This window comes from Rhodococcus sp. MSC1_016 (assembly GCF_023667485.2).
Taxonomy (GTDB): Bacteria; Actinomycetota; Actinomycetes; order Mycobacteriales; family Mycobacteriaceae; genus Rhodococcus_F; species Rhodococcus_F oxybenzonivorans.
Map to the genome: position 1 here is coordinate 4,578,648 of NZ_JAMOZI020000001.1, position 25,910 is coordinate 4,604,557.

Here is a 25,910-nt window from a genome sequence, read left to right on the forward strand (position 1 = left end):
CCAAGGGGTTCGGTTACTGGCGGGCGGCAGCCGGCGCGTCGGCGCGCAGCAGACTTCCGGCTCCGGGAATGTCGACGTCGAGGTCGAGTGCGCGCAGCAGGCTGTAGGCGCCGGCGGTAGCTGCCGACAGCACCGGCAGGTCGAACTCGTCTTCCGCGCCTTGGACGAGGTCGAGTGAGGGCATCTGCACGCAGGCGGAGATCACCATGGCATCGGCTCCGGTGCGGTCGAGCGATCGTGCCGCTTCCATGACCCGTTCGCCGGGGATGCAGCCGACCTCGGCGTTGTCCGAGACCTCGAGAGCGCGCCAGTCGGACACCGCAATGCCTTCCGCCTCGATATAGGCGACGACCTGCTCGGCGAGCGGAAGCATGTAGGGCGTGACGAGGATGATCCGTTTCGCGTCGAGGGCGTGGAGCGCTTCGACGAGGGCGCCCGCGCTGGAGCGGACCACTGCGTCGGAACCCCCGGTCGCCAGTTGCTCGGCGACCAGGCTTTCCACGCGTTGGTGCTCCCCGGGTCCTACTGACATCAGGGCGACCAGGCATGCGTAGAGGATGGCGTCGACGCCTGCGTCACCGAGTTCGAGGATGCACCGCTCGCGCTGAGCGTTCATCGCTCGCAGTTGTTCCGGAGACACCGCCTGCATCCGCATGCGGCTCGAGTGGAATGAGAACTGGGCCTTCGTATGTCGGCCGAGCAGGGCCGGCATTTCCGTTTCGACGGTCACATTCGAGCTCGGTACGACGAGTCCGATGCGGTGAATGCCCATGGCGTAGTCCTTCTGATTGGAATGGCAGCTGGGAGCGCGGTCCGCCCTGCCGGATATTTACGTTCACGACGATTATTCGACGCTAATGACGATTCGTCAAGCCTCGGGGTTGGCGGACCCCGCGAGCAACGATGCTGACCTGAGCCACGTTCGTGTCCGTCCTCACATTCAGCACTTGACAGGTCGTCAGTCACGTCGAATACTCGACATTGACGTAAGGAGGTGTTCGAGGATGACCTCACACCCCGTCGCATACCCCCGGCACGAAGGAGCACAGCGGCAATGGCATATGTAATCGGAGTGGACGTCGGTGGCACGTTCACCGACGCGGTGTTGGACGACAACGCCGGCACTGTTCTCGCCGCCAAGGCTCCCTCGACCCCGCCCGACTACTCACGCGGCGTGATCGACGTTCTCGAGGCGCTCGCCGAGCAGCTGGGATGCCCGATCGAGGAGATGCTGGCAAACACGCACCACATCGCTCACGGCACCACCTCGTCCCTGAACGCCCTCGTCATGGGCAACGTGCCCCCGGTCGGCTTCCTCACCACCAAGGGCCACCGCGACTCGATCTACATCATGAACGTCGAAGGACGTTATCTAGGCAGCTCACCTGAACAGCTCCAGAACGTGATGGGACAGAGCAAGTCCCACGGTCTCGTCCCGAAAAAGCACGCCCTGGAGGTGAACGAGCGGCTCGACCGGGACGGCAACGTCGTCGTCGCCCTCGACGAGGACTCCGCCCGCGAGTCCATCCGCGAGCTCCTCGCCGAGAAGGTGTCGGGGATCGCGGTCTCGCTGTTGTGGTCGTTCCGCAACCCCGTGCATGAACAGCGCATTCGCGAACTCGTCCACGAAATCGACCCGACGATGTTCGTTTCCCTGTCGAGCGAGGTGAGTCCCCGCATCCGCGAGTTCGCCCGCAACGCGACGACCATCATGAGCACCCAGATCGGGCCCGGGCTCCGGGACTACCTCGGCGAATTGGAGTCCAAGCTGCGCAAGCTCCAACTCGCGGGACCTCTGCTGGTGATGCAGAGCAACGGTGGCGCAGTCGCCGCCGCGGAGGCACCGAAGAACGCGATCAGCACAGTCGGATCAGTGCTGACCGGCGGTGTGGTGGGCGCCGTCTCCCTCGGCAAGCAACTCGACCACCGCAACATCATCGCCACCGACGTCGGCGGAACCACCTTCCTCGTCGGACTCGTCGTCGACGGGGAGCCCGTCCGTTCCTCCAGCACGATCATCAACCACCATCCGATCAACGTGCCGACCCTCGAGGTCCACGCCATCGGCTCCGGCGGTGGCGCCATCGCCTGGATCGACGCCGGTGGCAACCTGCAAATCGGCCCGCACAGCGCGCAGGCCGTCCCGGGCCCGGCCTGTTACGGCCAGGGCGGCACCGAACCGACCAACGCCGACGCCAATCTGGTGCTGGGAATCCTGCCCGAACGCGGCCTCCTCGGCGGGCGTAAACCGCTCGACAAAAACCTTGCGCGCGAAGCGATCCGCACCAGAATTGCCGAGCCGCTGGGTCTGTCGATCGAGGACGCCGCCGCGGCCATCTACGCGGTCCAGAACGCCCAGACCGGCGACCTGCTTCGCAAGACCGTGGTCGAGGCCGGCCACGATCCCCGGAACTTCGTCCTCTACGCCTTCGGCGGGTCCGGCCCAGCCCACTGTGCGGCCTACGCCGCCGAGGTCGGTGTCCGGGAGGTCATCGTTCCGCTCGGCCAGGTCGCGTCGGCCTTCTCGGCGTACGGTCTCGCGTCGTCCAACATCGTCCTCGCCGCCGAACTGTCCGACCCGGCTGCCATGCCCCTCGACCCCGCCCGCGCCGAGCGCAACTTCACGCAGCTGGAAAACCAGGTGCTCGAACAGATCAACCGACAGGGCTTGACGTTCACCAGCGTCGAAATCGAGCGTGAGATCGACATGCGCTACACCATGCAGCTCGCCGAGGTCGCCACCCCGATCCCGGCCGGAGACCTCGACGCAGTCGGGATCGCGCAGGCGTCGGATCTGTTCGAGCAGCGGTACGCCGAACTCTATGGAGAGGACAGCGGATTCCGGGAAGCCGGCATCCAGGCGATTACCTACCGGGTGCGCGCGACCGGCATTCTGCCCTTCTCCCCCACGCTGCCGGAACTGAAGTCCGCGGACTCCGCCGATGCATCCGCCGCCAGGATCGGCACCCGCAAGGTCTGCCTGAACGGCCGGATCGGATACGTGGACACCGACGTCTACGACTACAGCAAGCTGCTCGCCGGACACGTACTGTCCGGCCCGGCGATCGTCGAGGTCCCGACGACCACCGTCGTCGTCCCCCACGGCACCACCGGCACCGTCGACCGTCTCGGCAACCTCAACATCGTCGCCCACTAGGAGCACCGAAGATGACCATGCAAATTCCCGGCGCCGAGGTTTTCTCGAGCCGACCCGTCGACCCCGACGCGCTCTCCCGATCCCTTCCGCCGACGCTGGAAGTCCACACCGTCACCGACGAACAGATCGACAACCTCGACCCGCTTACCTATGAGGTCATCCGGCACCGTCTGTGGTCGGTCACCGACGAGATGGGTGAGGCACTCAAGCGAATGTCCGGCTCCCCCATCGTCACCGATGCAAACGACTTCGACTTCGCCATCAGTGACGAGCTCGGCCAGGAAGTTCAGGTCGGCCTCTACAACACCATGCTCGTCGGTGCCGTCGACCTCGCGATCTACTGGACCCTGCAGCACCGCGCCACCAATCCGGGCATCACCGAAGGTGACATGTTTCTATGCAACGACCCCTGGGTCGGGGGCGGCCTGCACCAGAGCGACGTGATCGTCTATCAGCCGATCTTTCACGAAGGCAAGCTGTTCGGGTGGACCAGTGCGATCTGCCACGAGCCCGATCTCGGCGGATCCGGCCTCGGGTCCTTCGACCCCGCAGCCAAGGATGTGTTCTCCGAGTCGCTGCCCACCCCGCCGATCAAGGTGGTCCGCGACTACGAACTCCAGCGCGACGTCGCCGATGCCTGGGTACGGCGCTCGCGGGTCCCGATGCTCGTCGGACTCGACTTGCGGGCGAAGATCGGCGCCAACACGGTCGGCCGCAATCGGCTTCTCGCCGTGATCGAGCAGTACGGTGCCGACACCGTCAAGGCCGTGATGAAGCGCATGATGGCCGACGCCGAGAGTCGGCTGCGGGGCAAGCTCACCTCACTGCCCGACGGAACCTGGAAGGCCACCGGCTACCAGGATCAGTCACACACCGGGGACCGCGGCGTCCACAAGATCACAGTCGCGATGACCAAGACCGCCGATCACCTCACTTTCGACTTCACCGGCACCGACCCCCAGACCGGCGTCATCAACTGCACCTACGCCGGCATGCGCGGCGGCGTCATGCTGGCTCTGCTGCCGATCCTCGCCGGCGACATTCCGTGGTCCGCGGGCGGGCTGATGCGCTGCTTCGACCTCGTCGCCGAGGAAGGGACGATCAACAACGCCACCTTCCCCGCCGCCGTCAGTCGCGGCCCGATCGGACCGGCGTGGCTCACCGGCACCCTGATCGCCGAATGCCTGTCCCAGATGCTCGACCGCTCCGTCGATCTCGGCACGAGTGTGCAGGCCGCCTGCTGCGGCACCTGGGACACCGCGGTGATCGCCGGTCTCGACGAGCGCCCCGAACAATCGGTACCGTTCCTCAACATCATGATGGAACCCATGGCGGGCGGATACGGTGCGCGCCCAACCGCCGACGGCATGGACACCGGTGGCCTGTTCTGCATCCCGATGGGCCGCATTCCGGACACCGAGATGACCGAGTTCCTCTATCCGCTACTCACCCTGTGGCGCCGCGAGGAACCCGATTCCGGCGGACCGGGACGTCACCGCGGCGGTGTCAGCGCCTCCATCGCCATCACCCCCTACGGCACCAGCCTGCCGATGGGCCTTGTCTTGGCATCCGCAGGCAAGGCCGTCGCCCAGAACAACGGACTCGCCGGCGGATACCCCGGAAATACCGGGGTCGAGGTGCTTGCCCGCGGCACCGACATCGTCGAGCAATTCGCGGCGGGCCGCATTCCGGGGTCGCTCGACGACCTCGGCGGCGGTCGTGAACTCGGAGCCTGCTACGCCGAGAGCTATGTCGCCCCCGGCGAGGTGCTGTACATGCACTGGCAGGGCGGCGGCGGATACGGCGACCCCTTGCTGCGCGACCCGGCCGCGGTGGCCGCCGACTTCCGTGAGGGCAAGGTCACCGCATCCGGTGCCGAGACCGTGTACGGCGTCATCCTCGGTGACGGGGCCGTCGACGAGATTCGAACCTCGGATCGGCGAGACGCGATGCGCACCGAGAGGCGAGAGCGCTCCGGTTCCACACCGATCGACGCCCCCACACTCGATCTGACCGGCGCTCGCCGACTCGACGACAACCTCGCCGAGGTCACCATCGGAGACACCCGCGCCATCGCCTGCGCCCAGTGCGGACGACTTCTCGGAGACGACAAGAACAACACGTCGCTCGATCTGGCACGGTTCGAAGGTCCGTCGTCGACCGCCGGACCACAGGTCACGTCCGACCCGGCCGAGTACGTCGACACCCCTGTCGTATTCCGGCAGCTGTGCTGCCCGGGCTGCTGGACCGCCATCTACTCCGGCATCGTGCCTGCCGATCACCCGGACCACGCTCTCGAGCTGGCACGGCTTCTGCCTGCCGTCACGGAGCGGTGATGGTTCCCGCCGCGACAATCAGGACCAACAGAGGAGATCGACCGTGACATTCTCGGACTGGGGTGGGCGCCTGGTCCCGTTCCCGGAGGATCGGGCCGATCACTACCGCGCAAGCGGTGCGTGGAGTAGTGATCCCACCGGGCAGCGACTGCACGAGATCGCCACCCGCTTCCCGGACCGGTCGGCCGTGATCACCGCGGAACGGGAGATGAGCTTCATCGAACTCGACCGGCGCACCGACCAGATCGCGGCCGGGCTGATCCGGCTCGGTCTCCAGCGACTCGACCCGGTCATCTTCCAACTGACCAACCGACTGGAAACCGTCCTCGCCTGGTACGGCTGCGTCAAAGCCGGGCTGATTCCGGTGGCGACGTTGGCCGCGCACCGCATGCACGAAATCGGGAAGATCAGTCGAAAGGTCGGTGCTGTTGCGCACATCGTCGAGGCGAGTCTGCCGACTTTCGATCTCGTCGGGTTCGCCCGCGAACATGCCGCCGACCATCCCACGATTCGCCATATCCTCACCGTCGCCGGCGGCGCTGACGGCGCCGAACCGAGACTCGAGGAACTGGGGCTGGACATCCCGGTCGCGTCGGCGCGAACGATCGTCGAGCAGACCGAGGCACAGACCGACCCACTCGACGTCGCGGCGTTCCAACTTTCCGGCGGCACCACCGGGGTCCCGAAGGTCATTCCACGCATTCACGCCGAATACTGGAACAACGCCCTGCTCTACGCGAAGCGACTCGGTTGGGACGAACACAGTCGTGTGGCACATCTGATTCCGATTATCCACAACGCCGGGATCACCTGTGGTTTGCACGCAGCGCACTCGGTCGGTGCCTGCCTGATCTTGGCCACTGCCGACGCCTCCTCGGCGTTCGAACTGATGGCACGGGCCCGGGCAACCGAGGTCCTGATCGGGCACGGTCACTACCAGGCCGTGCTGAGCCCGGACTTCGACAAGGCCCGCGCATCACTGTCCCGCGTCGTACTGTCCGGTGCCAAGGTTCCACTCGAACTGTTCGAGCGTGTCGACGACGGTGCCGGCCACTGGGCCGGGCAGCTGTTCGGCATGTCCGAAGGCCTGTTCACGGTGACTCCGCCCGGTGCCCCCACCCGGGCGCGACTGACGACAGTGGGCACCCCGGTCGCCGCGGACGATGAAATCCGCATCCTCGAGCCCGGCACCGAGAACGAACTCGGCGACGGAGAGGTGGGAGAACTGTGTTGCCGAGGCCCGTACACGATCCCCGGCTACTTCGACGCCCCGGACCACAACCGGGAAGCCTTCACCTCCGACGGCTTCTACCGCACAGGGGACCTCGCCGCGATCACGATCATCGACGGTGAGCGGTACCTGTCGATCGAAGGCCGCATCAAAGATCTCATCAACCGTGGCGGGGAGAAGATCAACGCCGAAGAACTCGAACTGCTTTTGCTCGCACACCCCGGAGTCGCAAACGCGGCGGTCGTCGCCATGCCCGACCCGCGACTCGGGGAAAGAACCTGCGCGTACCTGGTGGCCACCGACGGAGAACCGCTGCCACTCAGCGATATTCAGGCACATCTGGCGAAACTCGGTGTGGCCAAGTTCAAATGGCCCGAACGGCTCGAATGGGCCTCGTCGTTGCCGCACACGAACGTGAACAAGATCGACAAGAAGCGATTGCGTGCCGAGATCGCAGCGAAAGTGGCCGCCGAGGCAGAAGTGAGTCACACGGTCGTGTGAACCAACGGTTCACCACCTTTCGGGGCATGCCTCAGCGAGGCATGCCCCGAAAACGATGCGGGGCCGGGGCGTCGCAAAACCGCAACACCGGAGCTACTCCGAGATCGCCACATGTCGGATTGACCATTCGACAGCTGCGTAGAATAATCTACTTACACGTCACAGACTGGAGTTGTCATGAATCTCGAGCGAGTCGCAGTACTCGGCGGCGGGCCTGGTGGCCTCTACACCGCGAGACTGCTCAAACGCAGCCACCCGGACGCCGAGGTGACGGTCTACGAACAGAGCCCCCCGGATCAGACATTCGGCTTCGGCGTCGGTCTCGCCTCGCGCACTCAGCGCAACCTCCGGGACGCCGACCCGGCGTCACTCGAGGCGATCGTGGCAGCGGCCCACCCCCACGAAATGTCGATGCAGGTCGGCGATCAGATCGCACGGCTGGCACACGGAGACCTTCTCGCCATCGCGCGCACCACCCTGCTCCACGTCCTCCAGCAGCAAGCGGAGAACGCCGGCGTGCGACTGCATTTCGGCGAACGACGCGACGCAACAGAACTCGACGCGGACCTGATCGTCGCTGCCGACGGGATCAACAGTGCCACTCGCACCCAGATGGCCGACACACTCCGGCCCCGCATCGACACCGGCGCCGGCCTGTATCTCTGGTGCGGAACAAATTTCGCGCTTCCCAGCGCCATCTTCATCCCCGTGACCACCGAACACGGAACCTTCGTGGCGCATGCCTATCCCTACGCCCCGGACCGCAGCACCTTCCTCATCGAGACCGATGAGGAAACGTGGCGGCGGGCACGGTTCGACGTCTCCACCGACAAGACCGCACCGCAGGACAGTGACGACTTCGCGCTGCAGTACCTGCAGGATGCGTTCGTCGACACGCTGCAACATCACCCGCTCATCGGCAACCGCACCCGCTGGATGCGCTTTCGGACCGTCTCGTGCGGGCGCTGGCACAGCGGCAACGTTGCCCTTCTCGGCGACGCCGCCCACACCGCGCATTACTCCATCGGCTCGGGAACCAAGCTGGCCATGGAGGACGCCATCGCCCTCGACCGCGCACTCACCACGGCCCCGACCCTCGAAGACGCCCTCGCGGAGTACGAGCGGGTACGGCGTCCCGCCGTCGAATACCTTCAGCAGATCGCGCACCGCAGCGAACTCTGGTGGGAATCCTTCCCGCGACGCATGAACCTTCCCGTCGAACAGCTGATGATCGCCTACATGACCCGCGCCGGAAAGGTCAGCGTCAGCAGATTTCACGATTCCGCACCCGACCTGGTTCGTAAGGGGCTGGCCAGCTACGCGAACGCACCCGTCGACTCTGTCCCCAGCACGGCCATCGCGGACTGGATTTTCGAGCAACCGCTCGACCACGACAACGACCGGTTCGAGCACCGGATCGCACCGCCAGAGCTGCGGGAGTCGGCGACCACCGTCGTACTCGATGCCGATCTCGACTCGGCTCGAGACGCCGAAGCCACCGACCTCGTCGCGTCCGCACCGAACGCGCGTCTTCTGTGGCTCGCCGGCCCCCCTACCCGGGCTGCCGTGCTCACCCGGCTCGATCTCGCCGAACGACTCCGCCACCACACCGATGCCCTGGTCGTCGTCGAAGCCCCCACCTCATGCCGCGAAGATATTGCCGCCGGTCTGGCCAGCGCACGCATTGACCTTGCTTTCTTCCATGAGCCCGCATCGACACCGGCCGATCCCGTGTTGGCCAGGTTCGGGGCCTCGGGATGAGCACCCGGCCCGTGTCGGGCTCCCGTTATCCTTCGGGCATGACACGCGAGGAAGCTGCACCCGGGCGCCGACCCCGTGGGCGGGGTAAGTCGACCACCGCAGATCAGGCCACGGTCGAGAGCGCAGCGAGCCGCAGCAACCCTCGTCGTGAGCTCGTGGAGAAGCAAATGATGGAGCAAGCTACTCGGCTGTTCGCCGAGAAAGGCTTCGCCAGCACCACGCTCCAGGACATCGCTGATGCGACCGGCCTCACCCGGCCGGCTCTCTACCACTACGTGGCCAACAAGGACGAACTCCTTTCGCGCCTGGTCAGTGAGAGCACCGAGACGCCCGCCGCTCTCTTGCACGAGATCAACGAACGTCCCGAAGTCGGTCCGACCGAGAAGCTCCGGCAAATGGCCACCGCCATCGCCCTGCACCAGGCGGAAGGTCCGGACAGATTCCGGCTGATCATCCGATCCGAAGCCGAACTGCCAGAGGAGATCGCATCCACGTACCAGCAAAGCCGCCGGCACGTGCTCAAAGAGTTCATTCGAGTCATCGAAGACGGAATCCGACTCGGCGAGATGCGTCCCGTCGATCCCCGAACTGCCGCACTCGGTGTGATCGGCATGATCAACTGGATCGCGTGGTGGCACCAACCCGGGAATGCCGAGAACGACCGCGCTATCGCCGGCCAACTCGCCGACATGGCAGTACGTTCCCTGGTTCAGGAGAACCCACATCCCGTCACACCCGAAGGTCCCGCCCGCGCCATTGCATTACTCCGCCAAGATCTCGACTATCTGGAGCGTCTCATCGACGAATCAGCGAAGTCGGACTGACCGATGAGGCTGCCCGTCCCAATCACTGCCCTTTCGGTGGATGGTTGACCACGCGGGGCGCTGCGACGGCCTTCAGACCCTCGACCCCGTGCTCGAGTCCGTAGCCGGAGCTTTTTACTCCGCCGAACGGGACGGCCCAGGCCCACGTCGAGCCCGCCTCCCCGATCCTCCGGTTCACTGAGCCCATGCCGCCTCGGCGATCCAGTACTCGCTGCCGTCGGCGCTGATTCCGTGTTGCCAGTCGGTGGTCCGTCGCAGGCTCGGTTCGACGCGCGCCGTGGCCGCGTCGGCGCCGTCCGGTCCGTCCTCCCGGGTCTGCCAGTGGACCCAGTTCACTTCGTTGCCGTCCTCGTCGTGCACGAAGAGGTCGACGTGGTGCCAGCCGTAGCGGTGGGTGTCGGCGTAACAGGTCAGGAATGTCCGGTGATGATGCGAATAGTCCACGAGGTACCTCCGGGCCGCGGTGGTGTTTTCCACCACGCTAGAACCGGATCGCGCCCAACGGAATCCAAGAAACCTTTACCCGCGTGGGGTCGGCCGCTCAGTGGTTCGGATCGGCGGGCAATGTGAACGTGAAGACGGCCCCGTGCGGATCGTTCTCGCGCGCGGTGAGTGTCCCACCCTGGCGGGTGATGATGCGGTGGCTCAGTGCGAGCCCGATTCCGTGACCCGTGGATTTCGAGGTGAACACGCCGTCGAAGATTCGGCCGTCCGGGATGTGCGAGAGCCCCTTGCCGTGGTCCTCGACGCTCACGACGCCCTCCGTCTCGGTGACGTCGGTGCGTACCTTCACGATGCGATCGGCCGCCGGCCATTCTGCCATCTCGTCGATGGCGTTGAAACACAGATTCAGGATGACCTGCCCGGTGAGCACACGTTCGCACACGACGGCAACGGCGCCGGGCGCACGGACGTACTCGACCCGAACTTCCTTCTGCCGCGCCCGGATGTTGATGAAATACGCGCATTCGTCGACGATGTCGTTGAGATCGACGATCTGCTGTGACTCCTCGAGTTGCGTCACGTACTCACGCAGACTGCGGACAATCTGATTGGCCCGGTCGATCTGTTTGCGCGCCTCCCCCAGGCCCCAGCTCACCTCGTCGTGACTGCTCTGGCCGTCGTCGAGGCGGCTCTGCGTTCCGGCGATGAAATTGGTGGCGGCCGCCAGCGGCTGGGCCAGCTCGTGAGCGATGGCCATGGCCATATCGCCCATCGCGTTATACCGGGCCAGGTAATTGAGGTACTGCGAGTCCCGTTCGTGCTCCTGCTCGGTGCGGACGTGTTCGGTGACGTCGTGGAATAGCAGGAGGTGGCCGCTCAGATCGTTCTCGATACCGATGTTCTGGCAGCTCCCCGCATGCCATCGGCGCTCTCCGGCTGTCAGTTCCACCTCGTAGCGCAGGCTCTGGGAGCCTCCGTCGGCGGTTGTCAGTTCCAGGGCGCGCCGCACGCTCTCCCGTGACTGCCCCGCCCGGCAGAACTCCGTGAAACGTTCGCCGACAAGCGATGCCACCGGAACCTTCAGGAGCTGCGACGCCGCCTCACTCGCATACGTGATACGGCTGTCGTCGTCCAGGACGAGGATTCCCTCGGCCATGTTCCGCAGGAAGGCGGCCAGGCGGGCCTCGGTGCGGGTGAGGTCGGCCTCGGTGCGGGTGAGGTCGCGGCGCATCGACGTCTCCTGTTCGATGTCGCGGAACTGCACCATCACCACGGTCCGGGCGCTCAACTCGACCCGGACCGCTATCGCCTCCGTGAGGACTTCCCTCCCGCTCTTCGCGCGATACGCCCATTCGATGACCGCCGCCCCGTTGTCGACCGCGTCCTGCAGCCACCGCCGTCCCACCGACCGGCGGTAACGCTTCGCCCGGGAACTCATATCGGGCGCCTTGAGCGGTTTGAGTTCCTCGACCGTGAACCCCAGCAGTTCCGACGCAGCCCTGTTCGCCCAGAGGATGTCCTTGGTGGCCGCATCATGGACCAGGACGCAGTAGCGGAGGGACTCGACGAGTTGTTCGTAGTCGGACGGCGCGAGATCGGACAATGCGGCCTCCTTCGGCTCACGTCGAGTCTACTGAGCGGGCAGACAGCGGACACGATAGGGAAATCCTTTACTCCGAGGCGACATCTCTGCACGTCGGCGGGAGGAAGCACCGATTGAGTGATGCCCACCACCGCAATAGCGTGAATTCGACACGAAACACGCCACACCCCTTCTACTTCGCGTCGATCGGAGTATTTGATGACCAACGCACCGACCCTCGACACGACGGACGCCGCCGCGAACGGGACGCTGTCGTTCGAGGACGTCCTCGAGCACGTCGCACTGCGGCGGGAAGAGTTCGCTCGCCAGAAGTTCTTGCCTCGCGACATGATCGACGAGTTCAAGCAGATCGGCATCTACCGCGCGGCGACCCCCCGCCGATTCGGCGGTGACGCACTTCCCCCGAGCGAGTTCCTGCGGATGATCGAACGAATCTCCGCGGTGGATGCGTCGGCGGGCTGGGTTGCGAGCTTCGGCTCCGCGCTCGTCTACCTGGCGGCACTGCCGCTCACGACTCAGGCGGAGCTGTACAAGGACAGCCCGGACCTGGTCTTCGCCGGCGGATTATTCCCGGTCCAACCCGCGCAGCAGGTGCCGGGTGGTCTGAAGATCACCGGGCAGTGGAAGTTCGCCAGCGGATGCAAGGGCGCCGACATTCTCGGTGTCGGAATTCGCGGCGGCGACTCCACAGCCGGAAAACCCCGCACCGCACTGCTGTGGCCGAAGGACGTCGAGATCGTCGAGAACTGGGACGTGGTAGGCCTGTCGGGTACCGGAAGCCACGAACTGAAGGTCGACGGCGTCGTCGTCCCCGAGGATTGGACGTTCATCCGGGGCGGAACCCCGACCGTCGACGAACCCCTCTACCGCTATCCCTCCATCGCGTACGCCGCCCAGGTCCTGGCCGTCGTCAATCTCGGAGTGGGCCGCGCCGCGCTCGACTACGCGATCAAAGTCGGTGCGGGACGCACGGGAATCACCGGAGCGCCGAAGCTCGCCGATCGGGCCTACTATCGCATCGATCTGGCCAAGGCGGAGGCAACCCTGAGGTCCGCTCGTGCCTTCTTCTACGAGGTCACCGACGAGGCGTACGCCACGGTGGTCGCCGGCGATCCGGTTCCGGACAAGCTTGCGGCACTTCTCCGTCTGTCCTCGACGCACGTGGCGAAGGCGGGCGCTTCCGCCGTGCACACCGCCTTCCAGTTGTCGGGCACCGGCGCGATCTACGACGGCAACGCGATGCAGCGGTACATGCGCGAGGCCCTGGTCCCGCCGCAGCACGCCTTCCTCGGCGACGGCATCTACGACAGCGCCGGTGCGGTACTCATGGACATCCCGCCGTTCCCCGGCTTCATCTGACCACCCCGTTCGAATCGAGGAGATCATCGTGAGTGACACCAAGACCGCACCGCTGCGAGTCCTGTTCTGCATCGGCATCAATCAGAACTTCTTCGACCTCCCCACCGGCCAGGGCGGGCTGGTGTGGAAGGCGTTCTCCGGGATGATGGACGCGGTGGCCGAGACACCGGGTGTCCGGGTGATCGGCGACATCGACGACGACAGCCATCTGGTCGGACCGTCGGACGGCTGGCCCTGGACCTGCTACATCCTCGCCGACGTCGACACCCAGGAGACCGTCAAGGCCGTCTGCAACCTCTTCCGCACCACCCCGGTCGGCGAGTACACGTTGTGGCGATACGCGAAGATCGAGGCCCGCATCGGCCGTGCGCTCACCGTCCGCGAAGACGTCGACCTCGGCGTGTGAGCGGAATGCACTCTGCGACCGCGGCCGAGCGCATCGAAAGTCGTGAGGCCGTGCACCGCGTGATGTGCCGTTACCTGGAACTGTGCGATGTTCCCTCCGTGGAGTTTTCAGTCGAAGAACTCGCCTCGCTGTTCACGCCCGATGCGGTGTGGGAAGGCATCGGCACCGAGTACGCGCACAAATTCGGCACGCGTCGGGGCCGGCCGGAGATCGTCGGAATGCTCACCGCGTATCTTCCCCCGAACTCCCATTTCCGGGGAAATGTACACCTGCTCGGGAGTGAGCAGGTCGAGGTGGACGGCCCTGTGGCGCGGGGGCGGTGGATCATGCAGCAGCTGTCGCGATACGAGGACGAATCGGCCGAACTGCTCGTCGCACGCATCACCGCCGAGTGTGAAGTGCAGGGCGGTATCGCCCGGATCAAGTACTTCACGACCGAGAAGCTGTTCGTCACTCGCCTCGACGAGGCGACACGACTGCTCGAATCGAATGGAAAAAGAAACTGATGACCACTTCCCTGGATCCCACCACCACCGACACCAACTTCGCGGACCTCGCCACGGGCGACCGCGTGGACGGATCGCTGTACACCGACCCCGACATGTTCGAGGCGGAGCTCGAAAGGATCTTCTACCGCACCTGGGTATGGGTTGCCCACGAGAGCGAGATCCCCGAGGCCGGAAGCTACAAGATGGCGACCATCGGCCGGCAGCCGGTGATCGTCAACCGCGACCGCAAGGGGAACTTCAATGTCCTGCTGAACCGGTGTCGCCACCGCGGGGCCAGCGTCTGTGAGGTCCCCAAGGGCAAAGCGAACGGATTTACCTGCCCCTATCACAGCTGGTCGTACGCCCTCGACGGTCGTCTGCGCGGAATTCCATACCCCGACGGATACGACGAGAACCTCGACAAGAAGGACCTCCCCCTCCAGAGCCTGCGGGTGGAGTCCTACGCCGGGATGATCTTCGCCAGCTTCAACCCCGACGTCGAACCTCTCGACGACTTCCTCGGCGACGCCAAGGTGTGGATGGACCTGTTCATGAAGCAGGGCGCCGGATACCCCATCAAGACGCAGGGCGAACATTGCTTCCGCTTCCGCGGAAACTGGAAGATCCAGTTGGAGAACACCACCGACGGATACCACTTCCCGATCGTGCACCGGTCCTGGATGTCCTCCGTCGACGCCGAGACCGCCGACATGCTCTCCTTCATGACCGACGACAACGCCGTGACCCACGCACTCGGAAACGGCCACAGTGTCGCGATCATGGTCCCGGAGCACGTCGACCTGGACCACGACGACGGCACCGAGAAGATTCAGTCCCGTTTCGACCACATCGTCGAGGAACTGTCGAAGACGATGCCCGCCGACAAGGTCCGCCGCATCGTCCGCTCGATGCACGGTGCCGGATTCAACCTCAACATCTTCCCCAACGTCGCGATGTCGATGTCGTTCTTCCGGGTCCTGCGCCCGATCTCGGTCGACGAGACCGAGATTCGGCACATCGCCCTCGGCATGGACGGCGGCCCGGAGATCGTCAATCGCGAACGCCTCCGCATCCACGAACATTTTCAGGGCCCGTTCGGGTTCGGCAGTCCCGACGATTCCGAGGCCTGGGATCGGGTACAACGCGGATCCCGCGGCGCACCCGGAATGCCGATCATGGTGAACCGCGGCCTCAATCGGGAAGCGCTCGACAGCAACGGACACCGCACCTCGCACGTCACCGACGAAACCGGAATGCGCGAGGCCTACGCAATGTGGAAGAGGATGATGACCGATGAGCACTGATCTGATGACCGCCCAGTTCGCCGACACCCGCGTACTACAGGCGATCGAACTCATCTGGCACGAAGCGGCCCTCCTCGACGCCAAGGACTACCAGGCATGGGACGCCCTCTGGACCGACGAAGGCCGGTACGTCATTCCCATCGACCCGGACACCGACGACTTCGACCGATCGCTGAACATGGTCAACGACGACACTCGCATGCGCCGCATGCGTATCGAACGTCTGACCTCCGGTTACTCGATGTCCGCGCTCGCCGCCGCGCGGACGGTCCGCACCGTCTCGCGGTTCACGGTCGAGGAAAGGACAGAGGACTCGGTCACCGTGAGGTCCGCGCAGATACTCGTGGGTTTCAAGCGCGACGATCAGCAGACCCTCGCCGCCGACGTCACGCACCGCATCCGGTACACCGAGAGCGGACCGCGGTTGGATCTCAAGGTCATCCGGCTGGTGAACTCGCAGGCAGCGGTCAACGCCTCCGGCTACCTGCTCTGACCAGCATTTTCCGAACCTCATCGATCGAACAGGAGCTCGACGTGGATTCTGTCGCAGTAGTCACCGGCGGCGGACGCGGCCTCGGTGCCGCGATCGCACACCAATTGCACGACCGCGGATACCGCGTCGCGGTCGCGGACATCGACAGCGATTCCGCGAAAGAGACTGCGGCGGAGCTGGATCCGGGCGGTGACACGGCCATCGGCGTGGAGTTGGACGTCCGGAAACGGGAGAGTTTCGAAGCCGTCCGTGACCGGGTGATCCAGGAGTGGGGCGGCATCGACGTCCTCGTCAACAACGCCGGCCGGTCGCAGACAGGCTCGCTGATGGACATTGCGCCGGAAGAGTTCTCCGACATCGTCGAGATCAACTTGAACGGGGCCTTTCTCGGCTGCCAGGTGTTCGGCAGCTACTTCGCCGAGAAGCGATACGGCAGAATCATCAACATCGCGTCGCTGGCGGGACAGAACGGTGGCACGGCGACTGGCGCGCACTACGCCGCGGCCAAGGGCGGCGTCGGCACACTGACCAAGGTCTTCGCCCGCGAACTCGCCCCATCGGGTGTCACGGTGAACGCGGTCTCCCCGGGGCCGCTGGATCTGCCGGTGGTGCGTGAGACGGTGCCCGCGGACAGGCTGGCCGCCATCCTCACCACGATCCCGGTGGGCACCCTGGGCTCCCCCGACTTCATTGCCGAGACCGTTGCTCTGCTCGCGTCGCCGACGGCCGCGTCGGTGACGGGAGCCTGCTGGGACGTCAATGGCGGCCTGTACATGCGCTGACCCCGCCCGCGGGCGACGGGTCGCAGCACCGGAGGAAGAATCACCATGAGCATGTTCACTGTCACTGTTGCGGACATTGTCGACGAAACGCCGGACATCAAATCGTTCCGGCTTGTTCGGACGGACGGTTCACCGTTCGACCCGTACCCTGCCGGCGCCCACATCGACATCCTCGGCCCCACCGAGGTCCTCACCCAGTACTCGCTGTGCAGCCCGCCGCACGAGTCCGAATCCTATGTGGTCGCCGTCAAGCGCGAGACCGGTCCCCGCGGCGCCTCGGCCGCACTGCACGATCGTGTGACGATCGGCAGCGAGTTGCAGATCAGCCGGCCGCGCACACTGCTCACGCTCGCCGAGTGCGCCGATCGGCACATCCTCGTCGCGGCGGGGATCGGGCTGACCCCGATGTTGAGTCTGGCGTTCGCGTTGCACCGGCGGGGACAACAGTTCGACCTTCACTACTTCGCGCGGACGAGGGCTCAGGCCGCGTTCGTCGACCTGCTGGAGAGTGCGGATTTCCGCCGGGACGTGCACCTGCATTTCGGCCTGACGAGGGACGACCAGCTCTCCGCCCTCGAGAAGATCCTGGCGGATGCGTCCGCCGCAACGCACGTCTACACCTGTGGCCCCGAAGGTTTCATGGATCGGGTGCGCGGGTTGGCGGAACCCGCTGTCGGTGAGGACGCGGTCCACTTCGAACACTTCGAGGCGGTGACGCCTACAGCGACCGAATCGGACACGGCGTTCGAGTTGGAACTCGACACGGGCGAGGTGTTCGAAGTGCCTGCCGGGAAGTCCATCGCCGACGTACTCGAAGAGAACGACATCGAGATCGACACGTCCTGCAGGGAAGGCATCTGCGGCACGTGCGTCCTGGACGTGCTGGAAGGCGAGCCCGACCACCGCGACAATTGCCTCACCAAGAGTGAGAGAAAGGCGGGAGACAGAATTGCCGCGTGTGTGTCGCGCGCGAAATCCGGGCGGCTCGTTGTCGAACTCCCCTGAAAAGTGCCGAAATATTTCAGGTCACGGCAATTCCGGCCTGCAGAATATCGCGTACGAGAACTGCGATGCTTTCTGCTCCGGTCTTTTCCTTGATACGGGTGCGATGCACGTCGACCGTCTTCACGCTGATTCCCAATTCTTTCGCAATGTTCTTGCTGGGCAATCCGTCGAGGACGAGTGCGAGGATTTCTTTTTCGCGCACCGTCAGCGTGTCTATCCGGCCCTGCAGTTCCGTTCTGTTGCGTCGCTCGCCGAATCGTTGACGCGCGACTCGGAGCGCGTCCTGAATGACGTCGAGCATGTGCTGCGGATCGTAGGGCTTCTCGATGAACGTCAGCGCACCCCGCTGGAGGGCCCGCACCGACATCTTGATGTCACCGTGTGCCGACACGAAGATGATCGGAATCGGGGATTCGTCGGCGAGGAGTGCCTCCTGGAGCTGGAATCCCCCGACTTCCGGCATCCGGACGTCCAGGACGAGGCAGGCCGGGATGTCGCGGCGGTACTCGTCCAGGAACGACTGCACCGAGAAGTAGTACTCCGACGTGATGTTGACCGAATCGAGTAACCACGCAAGCGATGCGCACAACTCTTGATCGTCGTCGACGATGTAAACCCGTGTTTCTTGCTGATCCATCGAATCCTGCCTCGTACAGATGGCTTGCTTCCTCGTCCAGTGAACACCGACCGTAACGGAAGCGGTAGGCAACTGAAGGAATCCCCTACCCGGGTAGGCGACTTACTGCAAGAAAGTAGCGTCGCCGCCAATGTTCCAGTGCATGACGCGCGTCATATCCTTCTTTCAGGAACGCCGGCGCAACGTGGTGACACGACTTTCTTGTTCCAACTCATGGAGACGAAATGCCCGAACTCACAACCATGCAATCGATCTTCCGCACCGCCATGGCGAATCTGCCGGCCGCGGTCAACATCGTGACGACCGACGGCCCTGCCGGGCGATGCGGAATGACGGTGACCGCCGTCTGCTCGGTAACCGACTCCCCGCCCACCGCACTCGTATGCGTAAATCAGAACAGCGCCATGCACAACGTATTCCAGAACAACGGCAGAGTCGGTATCAACGTGCTCTCCGGCGACGACGAAGAACTGGCCATGCATTTCGCGGGCGCAACACAAGTCGCGATGGCCGACCGGTTCCAGTGGGACATCTGGGAAGACGACACCGACGACGGTGTCCCGATCCTGCGCGCCGCCCACGTGGTGCTCGCCGGCCGGATCGCGGACAGCAAGACCGTGGGATCGCATTCGGTGATGTTCATCGAACTGGACCGCGTGCAGACGCGCGAACACGGCGACAGCCTCGTCTACTTCCAACGCAAATTCCACCGTTTGTCGGTTCCGGTCGAGTCCCCCGACTGGCTGTTCTACGACGAATGGTCCGATCCGATCACCGTGACACCCGCCCTCGTTCCCGCCGCAGCCGGAGGAAAATAGCCATGGTCACCTCGTCACCGCCCGAACAAGTCCCACACAAATCCGATTTGCAGGCGCTCGCAGACACGCGTGCCGCCCTGACGTTTCGTCTCAGCGTCTTGGTCCTCGCACTGTTCCTGCCCCTGCCGATCCTCGGCGGGTTCACCTCGCTGCTGGACGGCGTCGTCTTCAGCGGCGTCACCGTGGCGTGGCTCTATGCGGTCGCGCAATTCGTCGTCGCCATCGTCGTGGCCCGGTACTACATGGCACGGGCAGCCGAACTCGACTCCCGGACCGCCTCGCCGGCGAAAGGATAACGCGCCATGAACCTCGTCTCCGCTGCACTTTTCGCGGCCCTCGTCGTTGTCACCCTGATGATCACCGCGTGGGCTTCCAAGAGGAACAAGTCCGCCGCCGATCACTACGTCGCGGGCGGCAGCCTGACCGGCAGGCAGAACGGTGTCGCCATCGCCGGCGACTTCATCTCTGCCGCCTCGTTTCTCGGAGTCACCGGCGCGATCGCGCTGACCGGTTTCAACGGGTTCTACCTCGCGGTCTTCGTGCCCGTCGCGTTCGTCCTCGCGATGCTGCTGATCGCGGAACCCCTGCGCAACCTCGGCCGCTTCACGTTGGCGGATGTTCTCGCCACCCGTTTCCCCGGTAAGGACGTGCGGTCGATGATGGCGATCAGCACGGTGGTGATCAGCGTGGTCTATCTCGTGTCGCAGCTGGTCGGTGCCGCGCTTCTGGTGTCGTTGCTGTTCGACCTCGACTACGCCGTGGCCGTGTTGATCATCGGAACACTCACCACGGCGTACACGTTGGTGGGTGGCATGCTCGCCACCAGCTGGATCCAGATCATCAAGACCGGTCTCCTCATGGTCTGCGCCGTCGTGCTGTTCGTTCTCGTGCTGGTGCGGTTCGATTTCAATCCCTTCGGCCCGTTCAGCACCGCGCTCGCCGAGTTCGGGCAATCGTTCGTCGCGCCGCAGCGTACGTCCGGTGCCGCGTCGTTCGACCAGTTGTCGCAGACCGTCGGGCTCGTCCTCGGCGTGCTCGGCCTGCCGCACGTGATGATCCGCTTCCTCACCGTTCCGGATGCGAAGCAGGCGAGAACGTCCGCCTACACGGCGATCTGGATCTTCTTCGCCTTCTACCTACTGGTTCCCGTGCTAGGCTACGGCGCCGCCAAGCTGGTCGGTGTCGAGGTGATCAAGTCCGAGAATCGGGGCGGCAACCTTGCGGTCGCGCAGCTCGCCGAGACGGTCGGCGGCGGCGTCCTGCTGGCGTTCGTCGCGGCCGTGGCGTTCGTGACCATTCTGGCCGCACTGTCCGGCCTGGTGATCGCCACCTCCGGTGCGATCGCACACGACCTGTACGGGCAGGTGATCAGGAACGGATCGGTGTCGGCGAAGGCCCAGCATCGCGCGGCCCGGGCCGCGACGGTGGCAACCTGCGTCATCGGTGTCGCCATCGCCTTCGCGGCGCAGAAGCAGAACGTCGCGTTCCTCGCCTCACTGGGGATGTCGATCGCAGCATGTGCGAACCTGCCGGCACTGCTGCTGACCATGTACTGGAAGCGCATGACGGCGCGTGCCGTCATCTCCGGCATCGTGGTCGGGCTCGTCCTGTCGGTGACCGTCATCCTGCTCAGCCCGGTCGTGCAGGGACCGGACTCCATCCTCGGATTCTCGAACCCGGCACTCGCCGTGGCACCCCTCTCGCTGGCGGTGTCCATCATCGTCGCGCTGTTGTCGGCGCCGTCCGGGGAGACGAAAGCACGAGCCGATCGCCTCTTCTCGGTGATGCGCACCCGAGCGCTCACCGGGCAGACCGAGACGACGAGCGACGACACGATGGTGGCGATGCGATGAAGACGGAACTATGGTCACCGAGCCCACTCCGGGAGCTGGCTGAGCAGCTGGCGACGGGCGCGACGACGCCCATCGATGTGGCGGAGGCGGCACTCGCACGAATCGCGGACCTCGAGCCGGACATCCACGCCTGGGCCCACCTCGATGCCGATGCGGTGCGGTCCGCGGCCGCCCGAATCCAGGACGGCGGCCCGGACGGCGCGCTCTGGGGCCTGCCCGTCGGAGTCAAGGATCTCATCGACGTCGCGGGTATGCCGACGCGCTGCGGCAGTGAGCTGCGGGGCGCGGACTCCGCGACGACGGACGCCGATTGTGTGGCGCGTGCGCGTGCCCTCGGCGCACTCCCGTTCGGTAAGACGGTGACCACCGAATTCGGGTACTTCAAGCCCGGCCCGACCCGCAATCCCCGCGCCCTGGGTCACACCCCCGGCGGGTCGTCGAGCGGCTCGGCGGCAGCGGTGGCCGCGGGCATGGTGCCGCTCGCATTTGGTACACAGACCGCGGGGTCGCTGACGAGGCCGGCGTCGTTCTGCGGAGTCGCAGGTTTCGTCACCGCTCACGGCGAACTCCCGACCGCGGGCATCACCGGGCTGAGTCCCAGTCTCGACACGGTGGGGCTGCTGGCACGAACCGTGCCCGACCTCCACTTCGCGTGGACAGCACTGCGCGACGGCACGCGAGCGCCCGCTCTCGAACCTTCCGCTCCGCACCGGCTGCGGCTGTGGAGCGGGTTCGAGCTCGGCGAGGTGTCCCGAGAGATGACGGCGGCGCTCAGGACGACCGCTGATTCCGCCGCGTCGACGGGGATCCAATGCCGTGAGTTGGACTCCGCCGCAACGGTTGTGGCACTGGCGGAATACCAGCACACGGTGATGGCGTACGAAGCAGCCCGCGAACGCGCCGCCGAGGCCGCGCAGACCGACAAGATCAGTGCGCCCCTCGCCGAACTGTTCACCGCGGGGGCCGCAACCGCAGAAGCAGACTACCGTGCCGCCCTCGCCGGAATCCGCGAGGCCCGACAGCTGCTGCTCTCGGCGTTGGACGAGGACGAAGCAATCCTCGGGCCCGCGGCTCTCGGCGCCGCGCCGCACGGCCACGACGCGACAGGTACGCCCATCATGAGCCGACCGTGGCAGGCGATGGGTCTGCCGGTGGTCACGATCCCCGGGAAGCGTGACAGTGCGGGTCTTCCCCTCGGATTGCAGTTGATCGGGCGTCCCGGTGCCGAGCAACGACTCTTCGAGACAGCCGCCTGGCTCGAATCTGTGCTCTGACCGGGAAGCGTCAGTCAACGAAGTGCGACGGTGGCACAACCGCGTGCCTGGTGTGCCACCCCGGAGCGGTGAGCTCGCGGGGTGGCACAGCCGGGTGCACGGGTCAGCGGAGGTCGAACCGATCGAGGTTCATCACCTTGTCCCATGTGGAGACGAAGTCGTGCACAAACTTCGCCTCGGCGTCGTCGGCGGCGTAGACCTCGGCCAGCGCGCGAAGCTCCGAGTTCGACCCGAACAGCAGGTCGACACGGCTGCCGGTCCACTTCACCTCGCCGGTGGTGAGGTCGCGGCCCTCGTAGATACCCGAGTTCGCAGATGTGGGCGCCCACACCGTTTCCAGATCGAGCAGGTTCACGAAGAAGTCGTTGCTCAACGACCCGGGGTGTGCGGTGAACACGCCTAGCGACGACTGGTTGTGGTTCGCGCCCAGCACCCGCAGGCCACCGATCAGCACCGTCAACTCGGGAGCGCTGAGGTTCAGCAGATTCGCCTTGTCGATCAGCAAATACTCGGCGGGCAGCCGGTGTGCCGTCCCGAGGTAGTTGCGGAACCCGTCCGCGCTCGGCTCGAGCGCCGAGAAGGATTCCACGTCGGTCTGTTCCTGTGTGGCGTCGGCTCGTCCCGGAGTGAAGGGCACCTCGATGTCGTGTCCGGCGTTCTTGGCGGCCTGCTCGACAGCCACAGTTCCGCCCAGCACGACCAGATCGGCGAACGACACCCGGGTGTTCCCGGTCTGGGCGGAGTTGAACGACTCCGCGATGCCCTCGAGGGTGCGTACCACGTGCGCGAGCTCGTCGGGGTTGTTGACCTCCCAGCTCGCCTGCGGCTCGAGACGGATACGGCCGCCGTTGGCGCCGCCGCGCATGTCGCTTCCGCGGAACGACGACGCCGCCGCCCACGCAGTCGAAATCAACTGTGGAACAGTCAAGCCCGACGACAGGATCTGCCCCTCGAGGGTGGCGATGTCATCGGCGCCGATGAGGTCGTGGGCCACGGCGGGGATGGGGTCCTGCCATAGCAGCGTCTCCTGCGGGACCAGCGGTCCGAGGTAGCGGGCGACCGGGCCCATGTCGCGGTGGGTCAGCTTGTACCAGGCCTTGGCGAATTCGTTCGCGAGCTCCTCGGGGTGGTCGAGCCAGCGACGGGTGATCCTCTCGTAGGCAGGGTCGATCCGCAGGGAGAGATCGGTGGTCAGCATGGTGGGGGCGTGCCGCACCGAGGAGTCGAAGGCGTCGGGAACGGTGCCGGTACCGGCGCCGTTTTTCGCGATCCACTGGTTGGCGCCGGCGGGGCTGGTGCTCAGCTCCCATTCGTAGCCGTACAGGGTTTCCAGGAAACTGTTGTCCCACGTGGTCGGGGTGGGTGTCCAGGTCACCTCGAGGCCACTGGTGATGGCGTCCTTGCCCTTACCTGTGCCGAAGGAACTTTTCCAGCCCAGGCCCTGCTCCTCGAGCGGTGCGGCCTCGGGCTCCGGGCCGACGTGGTCGGCGGGGCCGGCCCCGTGGGTCTTGCCGAAGGTGTGGCCACCGACGATCAGGGCGGCCGTTTCTACATCGTTCATCGCCATCCGGGCGAACGTCTCCCGGATGTCCGTGGCCGCGGCGAGCGGGTCCGGGTTGCCGTTCGGGCCTTCGGGGTTGACGTAGATAAGACCCATCTGGACTGCCCCGAGGGGCTTTTCGAGGTCCCGCTCACCGGTGTAGCGGTCGTCGCCGAGCCAGGTGAGCTCAGGGCCCCAATACACGTCCTCTTCCGGTTCCCACCGGTCCACCCGGCCTCCGCCGAATCCGAAGGTTGCGAAGCCCATCGACTCCAGTGCAACGTTGCCGGCGAAGACCATGAGGTCGGCCCACGACATCGTCTTGCCGTACTTCTTCTTCACCGGCCACAGGAGCCGGCGCGCCTTGTCGAGGTTCGCGTTGTCGGGCCAGCTGTTCAGGGGCGCGAACCGCTGCATCCCGGCGCCGGCGCCGCCGCGACCGTCGGTGATGCGGTAGGTGCCCGCCGCGTGCCATGCCATGCGGACGAAGAGGGGGCCGTAGTGCCCGAAGTCGGCGGGCCACAACTCGTGTGAGGAGGTCATGACCTCCTCGATGTCACGCTTCAGAGCGACGAGGTCGACGGTCGCAAATTCCTTGGCGTAGTCGAAGTCCTCGTCCATGGGATTGCGCACGGCGGGGTTCTTCTGCAGGATTTTCAGGTTGAGCTGGTTCGGCCACCAGTCACGGTTTCCCCCGCCTTCAGTGGGGTGCTTCTGACGACCGTGGGCAACGGGGCAGCCGCCGCTCTGCGCGGGCTCCGTTTGGGCCTCGGCGATCGGAGGGTGTCCTTCTGCGATGGTCTGGGTGTCAGTCACTTCTTTCCTTCCAAAAAGGGAGTAATCCGGGCTGTGTTGGGTGGATCGGGTTGTCAACGGTGTGATGGGGAACAGTCGGGGCACGTGCCCCAGAAGATGACCTCCGCCTCGTCGACACGAAACCCGTTGTCGTGCGGAGCGCTCAGGCACGGCGTGTCACCGACGGCGCAGTCGACGTCAGCGATGGCTCCACAGGATCGGCAGACCACGTGGTGGTGATTGTCACCGACCCGAGACTCGTAGCGGGCCAGGGAGCCTGACGGTTGGATCCGCCGCACCAACCCTGCCGCGGTCATTGCGTGAAGCACGTCGTACACCGCTTGCTGAGACACTCGGGGTAGAACACCGCGCACCGCCGCGAGGATCCCCTCAGTGTCGGCGTGGGGGTTCGCCTGCACCGCCTCCAATACCGCAAGCCGCGGCTGGGTCACACGCAGATCGGCGAGCCGCAACTGTCGTGCGAAATCCGTTGTCGAAGACACGGGCAGACTATGCCCCGGCTTTCTGTAACTGATCAAGATAATGAGTCATATTGAGACGCTGCGGAACCCGGTAGCGCATTGCACAGCCGGGTTCACGCCGGCTTGCGTGCTCGCTGTTTCGAGGTGGCGAGACTGGGCCGGCGACGCGACGCAGCGGTAGATCCACCGATGGTGTAGCGGGCACGTGACGCGGTCGTCGGGAGCCAAGCGCAGATCATCCTCGGCAGCGTCCTCGCTCGCGAGCCGCTCGTCGATGCATCTCGTGGGTAACGCAATCCAGATGCCGATCGATTTTCGGTGAGGGTCGTCATGACGTCACCTCCACCAGATCGAACTGTGCATGCAGTTGTGCCCAGGTGGTCTTGCGGCGGCCGTCGGAGCTGCGGTAGGTAGCGTCGCCGTCCGGCAGCCAGGTCCGCATCAGGTCATCACGCACGGGAGGGCGGTCGGTGGGGGCGGCCGTCGTGCACAGTGGAGCCACCAGCCAGACCCGACCACTACCGGAGTGCTCTCGCCCAGTCGTTGCGTGCAGAGTATGCGGGTTTGTCGTCATCAGAATCGCCTTCTCGGTTGCTGCGCTAGACTTCGGGTTTCGTACCGAGTGCACTATCTCGGTATCCCCCATAATCCGGCGGAACTGGCGTGATGGCCGTCTCATTTCCGGACACGGAAAGGGTGGTCACTCGGCGATCTGGAGACGACCACAGAGGACGATCGGCACCCGATCGGCCGCGAGTCGCGTGGCTTCCCGGTCCGTACCGGGTTCGGGCACTGAGCAATCCGGAAACGAGGCAGG

The 25,910-nt window shown here is 65.3% G+C and carries 24 protein-coding genes; 16 read left to right on the plus strand and 8 right to left on the minus strand.

Features of this window, described 5'->3' with window-relative positions:
* Positions 1–13: 13 nt before the first annotated feature.
* Positions 14–772, minus strand: coding sequence for a maleate cis-trans isomerase family protein (locus tag L1080_RS21260; protein ID WP_250773052.1), 759 nt, complete (start codon positions 770–772; stop codon positions 14–16).
* A 282-nt stretch (positions 773–1,054) separates the two neighbouring features.
* Here L1080_RS21260 and L1080_RS21265 point away from each other — a divergent pair, with 282 nt between their 5' ends.
* The 5 genes from L1080_RS21265 to L1080_RS21285 all read left to right on the plus strand — a co-directional run bounded on the left by L1080_RS21265 (position 1,055) and on the right by L1080_RS21285 (position 9,810).
* Positions 1,055–3,157 carry a hydantoinase/oxoprolinase family protein gene (locus L1080_RS21265; RefSeq protein ID WP_250773050.1) on the plus strand — a complete coding sequence of 701 codons (2,103 nt, stop codon included), beginning with the start codon at positions 1,055–1,057 and terminating at the stop codon, positions 3,155–3,157.
* 11 nt (positions 3,158–3,168) lie between these two features.
* The gene (locus L1080_RS21270) at positions 3,169–5,493 is read left to right on the plus strand and encodes a hydantoinase B/oxoprolinase family protein (protein WP_250773048.1); all 2,325 of its coding nucleotides are present in this window, start codon (positions 3,169–3,171) and stop codon (positions 5,491–5,493) included.
* Between the two features lie 43 nt (positions 5,494–5,536).
* A complete protein-coding gene (locus tag L1080_RS21275; protein ID WP_250773046.1) occupies positions 5,537–7,225 on the plus strand; it encodes a (2,3-dihydroxybenzoyl)adenylate synthase in 1,689 nt (562 codons plus the stop codon).
* 177 nt (positions 7,226–7,402) lie between these two features.
* Positions 7,403–8,986 (plus strand): FAD-dependent monooxygenase, encoded by a 1,584-nt coding sequence (locus tag L1080_RS21280; RefSeq protein ID WP_250773044.1) that lies wholly within the window; start codon positions 7,403–7,405, stop codon positions 8,984–8,986.
* A 38-nt stretch (positions 8,987–9,024) separates the two neighbouring features.
* A complete protein-coding gene (locus tag L1080_RS21285; protein ID WP_201453502.1) occupies positions 9,025–9,810 on the plus strand; it encodes a TetR/AcrR family transcriptional regulator in 786 nt (261 codons plus the stop codon).
* A gap of 22 nt (positions 9,811–9,832) precedes the next feature.
* Here L1080_RS21285 and L1080_RS21290 read toward each other — a convergent pair whose 3' ends face one another.
* The 3 genes from L1080_RS21290 to L1080_RS21300 form a co-directional block, all read right to left on the minus strand.
* Positions 9,833–9,988, minus strand: coding sequence for a hypothetical protein (locus L1080_RS21290; protein ID WP_250773192.1), 156 nt, complete (start codon positions 9,986–9,988; stop codon positions 9,833–9,835).
* A complete protein-coding gene (locus L1080_RS21295) occupies positions 9,985–10,254 on the minus strand; it encodes a hypothetical protein (protein ID WP_159926865.1) in 270 nt (89 codons plus the stop codon). Before L1080_RS21295 ends, L1080_RS21290 begins: the two co-directional genes overlap by 4 nt.
* 97 nt (positions 10,255–10,351) lie before the next feature.
* Complete coding sequence (locus L1080_RS21300) at positions 10,352–11,857, minus strand: PAS domain S-box protein (protein ID WP_250773042.1); 1,506 nt, start codon at positions 11,855–11,857, stop codon at positions 10,352–10,354.
* 198 nt (positions 11,858–12,055) lie between these two features.
* Here L1080_RS21300 and L1080_RS21305 point away from each other — a divergent pair, with 198 nt between their 5' ends.
* From L1080_RS21305 to L1080_RS21335, 7 genes are read left to right on the plus strand one after another with little or no spacing between them, the layout of a single operon-like run.
* Positions 12,056–13,216: an acyl-CoA dehydrogenase family protein gene (locus tag L1080_RS21305; RefSeq protein WP_250773040.1), complete on the plus strand. Its 1,161-nt coding sequence runs from the start codon at positions 12,056–12,058 to the stop codon at positions 13,214–13,216.
* A 28-nt stretch (positions 13,217–13,244) separates the two neighbouring features.
* A complete protein-coding gene (locus tag L1080_RS21310; protein ID WP_005255968.1) occupies positions 13,245–13,622 on the plus strand; it encodes a hypothetical protein in 378 nt (125 codons plus the stop codon).
* Positions 13,623–13,627: 5 nt separating this feature from the next.
* Positions 13,628–14,128: a nuclear transport factor 2 family protein gene (locus tag L1080_RS21315; RefSeq protein ID WP_250773038.1), complete on the plus strand. Its 501-nt coding sequence runs from the start codon at positions 13,628–13,630 to the stop codon at positions 14,126–14,128.
* Entirely contained in the window at positions 14,128–15,414 is a 1,287-nt protein-coding gene (locus L1080_RS21320; protein WP_159919179.1) for an aromatic ring-hydroxylating oxygenase subunit alpha, read from the plus strand. The genes L1080_RS21315 and L1080_RS21320 overlap by 1 nt, the downstream gene beginning before the upstream one ends.
* On the plus strand, positions 15,404–15,907 hold the full coding sequence (locus L1080_RS21325; protein WP_250773036.1) for an aromatic-ring-hydroxylating dioxygenase subunit beta: 504 nt from the start codon (positions 15,404–15,406) through the stop codon (positions 15,905–15,907). Before L1080_RS21320 ends, L1080_RS21325 begins: the two co-directional genes overlap by 11 nt.
* A 41-nt stretch (positions 15,908–15,948) precedes the next feature.
* Positions 15,949–16,689, plus strand: coding sequence for an SDR family NAD(P)-dependent oxidoreductase (locus L1080_RS21330; protein ID WP_250773034.1), 741 nt, complete (start codon positions 15,949–15,951; stop codon positions 16,687–16,689).
* A gap of 45 nt (positions 16,690–16,734) precedes the next feature.
* Positions 16,735–17,694, plus strand: coding sequence for a PDR/VanB family oxidoreductase (locus L1080_RS21335; protein ID WP_250773032.1), 960 nt, complete (start codon positions 16,735–16,737; stop codon positions 17,692–17,694).
* A gap of 16 nt (positions 17,695–17,710) precedes the next feature.
* Here L1080_RS21335 and L1080_RS21340 read toward each other — a convergent pair whose 3' ends face one another.
* The gene (locus tag L1080_RS21340) at positions 17,711–18,331 is read right to left on the minus strand and encodes a response regulator transcription factor (RefSeq protein ID WP_007301658.1); all 621 of its coding nucleotides are present in this window, start codon (positions 18,329–18,331) and stop codon (positions 17,711–17,713) included.
* A gap of 224 nt (positions 18,332–18,555) precedes the next feature.
* Here L1080_RS21340 and hpaC point away from each other — a divergent pair, with 224 nt between their 5' ends.
* The 4 genes from hpaC to L1080_RS21360 are packed head-to-tail and all read left to right on the plus strand — an operon-like array spanning position 18,556 to position 22,276.
* Positions 18,556–19,149 (plus strand): 4-hydroxyphenylacetate 3-monooxygenase, reductase component, encoded by a 594-nt coding sequence (hpaC, locus tag L1080_RS21345; protein WP_159919171.1) that lies wholly within the window; start codon positions 18,556–18,558, stop codon positions 19,147–19,149.
* Positions 19,150–19,151: 2 nt separating this feature from the next.
* Positions 19,152–19,445: a DUF485 domain-containing protein gene (locus tag L1080_RS21350; RefSeq protein ID WP_250773027.1), complete on the plus strand. Its 294-nt coding sequence runs from the start codon at positions 19,152–19,154 to the stop codon at positions 19,443–19,445.
* Positions 19,446–19,451: 6 nt separating this feature from the next.
* Positions 19,452–21,002, plus strand: coding sequence for a solute symporter family protein (locus L1080_RS21355; protein ID WP_250773025.1), 1,551 nt, complete (start codon positions 19,452–19,454; stop codon positions 21,000–21,002).
* A complete protein-coding gene (locus L1080_RS21360; protein WP_250773023.1) occupies positions 20,999–22,276 on the plus strand; it encodes an amidase in 1,278 nt (425 codons plus the stop codon). Before L1080_RS21355 ends, L1080_RS21360 begins: the two co-directional genes overlap by 4 nt.
* A gap of 103 nt (positions 22,277–22,379) precedes the next feature.
* Here the strand turns inward: L1080_RS21360 and katG are convergent, their stop codons facing one another.
* From katG to L1080_RS21375, 3 genes are all read right to left on the minus strand, one after another.
* The gene (katG, locus tag L1080_RS21365; protein ID WP_250773182.1) at positions 22,380–24,614 is read right to left on the minus strand and encodes a catalase/peroxidase HPI; all 2,235 of its coding nucleotides are present in this window, start codon (positions 24,612–24,614) and stop codon (positions 22,380–22,382) included.
* A gap of 71 nt (positions 24,615–24,685) precedes the next feature.
* The gene (locus L1080_RS21370) at positions 24,686–25,114 is read right to left on the minus strand and encodes a Fur family transcriptional regulator (RefSeq protein WP_159919163.1); all 429 of its coding nucleotides are present in this window, start codon (positions 25,112–25,114) and stop codon (positions 24,686–24,688) included.
* Between the two features lie 307 nt (positions 25,115–25,421).
* Positions 25,422–25,667, minus strand: coding sequence for a hypothetical protein (locus L1080_RS21375; protein ID WP_250773021.1), 246 nt, complete (start codon positions 25,665–25,667; stop codon positions 25,422–25,424).
* Positions 25,668–25,910: the final 243 nt, after the last annotated feature.

Excerpts from the sequence above, each read along its gene's own strand:
- L1080_RS21315 (WP_250773038.1), top strand. The coding sequence starts at position 13,628 with ATGCACTCTGCGACCGCGGCCGAGCGCATCGAAAGTCGTGAGGCCGTG.
- L1080_RS21340 (WP_007301658.1), bottom strand. The coding sequence starts at position 18,331 with ATGGATCAGCAAGAAACACGGGTTTACATCGTCGACGACGATCAAGAG.
- L1080_RS21320 (WP_159919179.1), top strand. The coding sequence starts at position 14,128 with ATGACCACTTCCCTGGATCCCACCACCACCGACACCAACTTCGCGGAC.
- L1080_RS21375 (WP_250773021.1), bottom strand. The coding sequence starts at position 25,667 with ATGACGACAAACCCGCATACTCTGCACGCAACGACTGGGCGAGAGCAC.
- L1080_RS21270 (WP_250773048.1), top strand. The coding sequence starts at position 3,169 with ATGACCATGCAAATTCCCGGCGCCGAGGTTTTCTCGAGCCGACCCGTC.
- L1080_RS21280 (WP_250773044.1), top strand. The coding sequence starts at position 7,403 with ATGAATCTCGAGCGAGTCGCAGTACTCGGCGGCGGGCCTGGTGGCCTC.
- L1080_RS21355 (WP_250773025.1), top strand. The coding sequence starts at position 19,452 with ATGAACCTCGTCTCCGCTGCACTTTTCGCGGCCCTCGTCGTTGTCACC.
- L1080_RS21350 (WP_250773027.1), top strand. The coding sequence starts at position 19,152 with ATGGTCACCTCGTCACCGCCCGAACAAGTCCCACACAAATCCGATTTG.
- L1080_RS21325 (WP_250773036.1), top strand. The coding sequence starts at position 15,404 with ATGAGCACTGATCTGATGACCGCCCAGTTCGCCGACACCCGCGTACTA.
- L1080_RS21265 (WP_250773050.1), top strand. The coding sequence starts at position 1,055 with ATGGCATATGTAATCGGAGTGGACGTCGGTGGCACGTTCACCGACGCG.
- L1080_RS21335 (WP_250773032.1), top strand. The coding sequence starts at position 16,735 with ATGAGCATGTTCACTGTCACTGTTGCGGACATTGTCGACGAAACGCCG.
- hpaC (WP_159919171.1), top strand. The coding sequence starts at position 18,556 with ATGCCCGAACTCACAACCATGCAATCGATCTTCCGCACCGCCATGGCG.
- L1080_RS21285 (WP_201453502.1), top strand. The coding sequence starts at position 9,025 with ATGACACGCGAGGAAGCTGCACCCGGGCGCCGACCCCGTGGGCGGGGT.
- L1080_RS21260 (WP_250773052.1), bottom strand. The coding sequence starts at position 772 with ATGGGCATTCACCGCATCGGACTCGTCGTACCGAGCTCGAATGTGACC.
- L1080_RS21305 (WP_250773040.1), top strand. The coding sequence starts at position 12,056 with ATGACCAACGCACCGACCCTCGACACGACGGACGCCGCCGCGAACGGG.
- L1080_RS21360 (WP_250773023.1), top strand. The coding sequence starts at position 20,999 with ATGAAGACGGAACTATGGTCACCGAGCCCACTCCGGGAGCTGGCTGAG.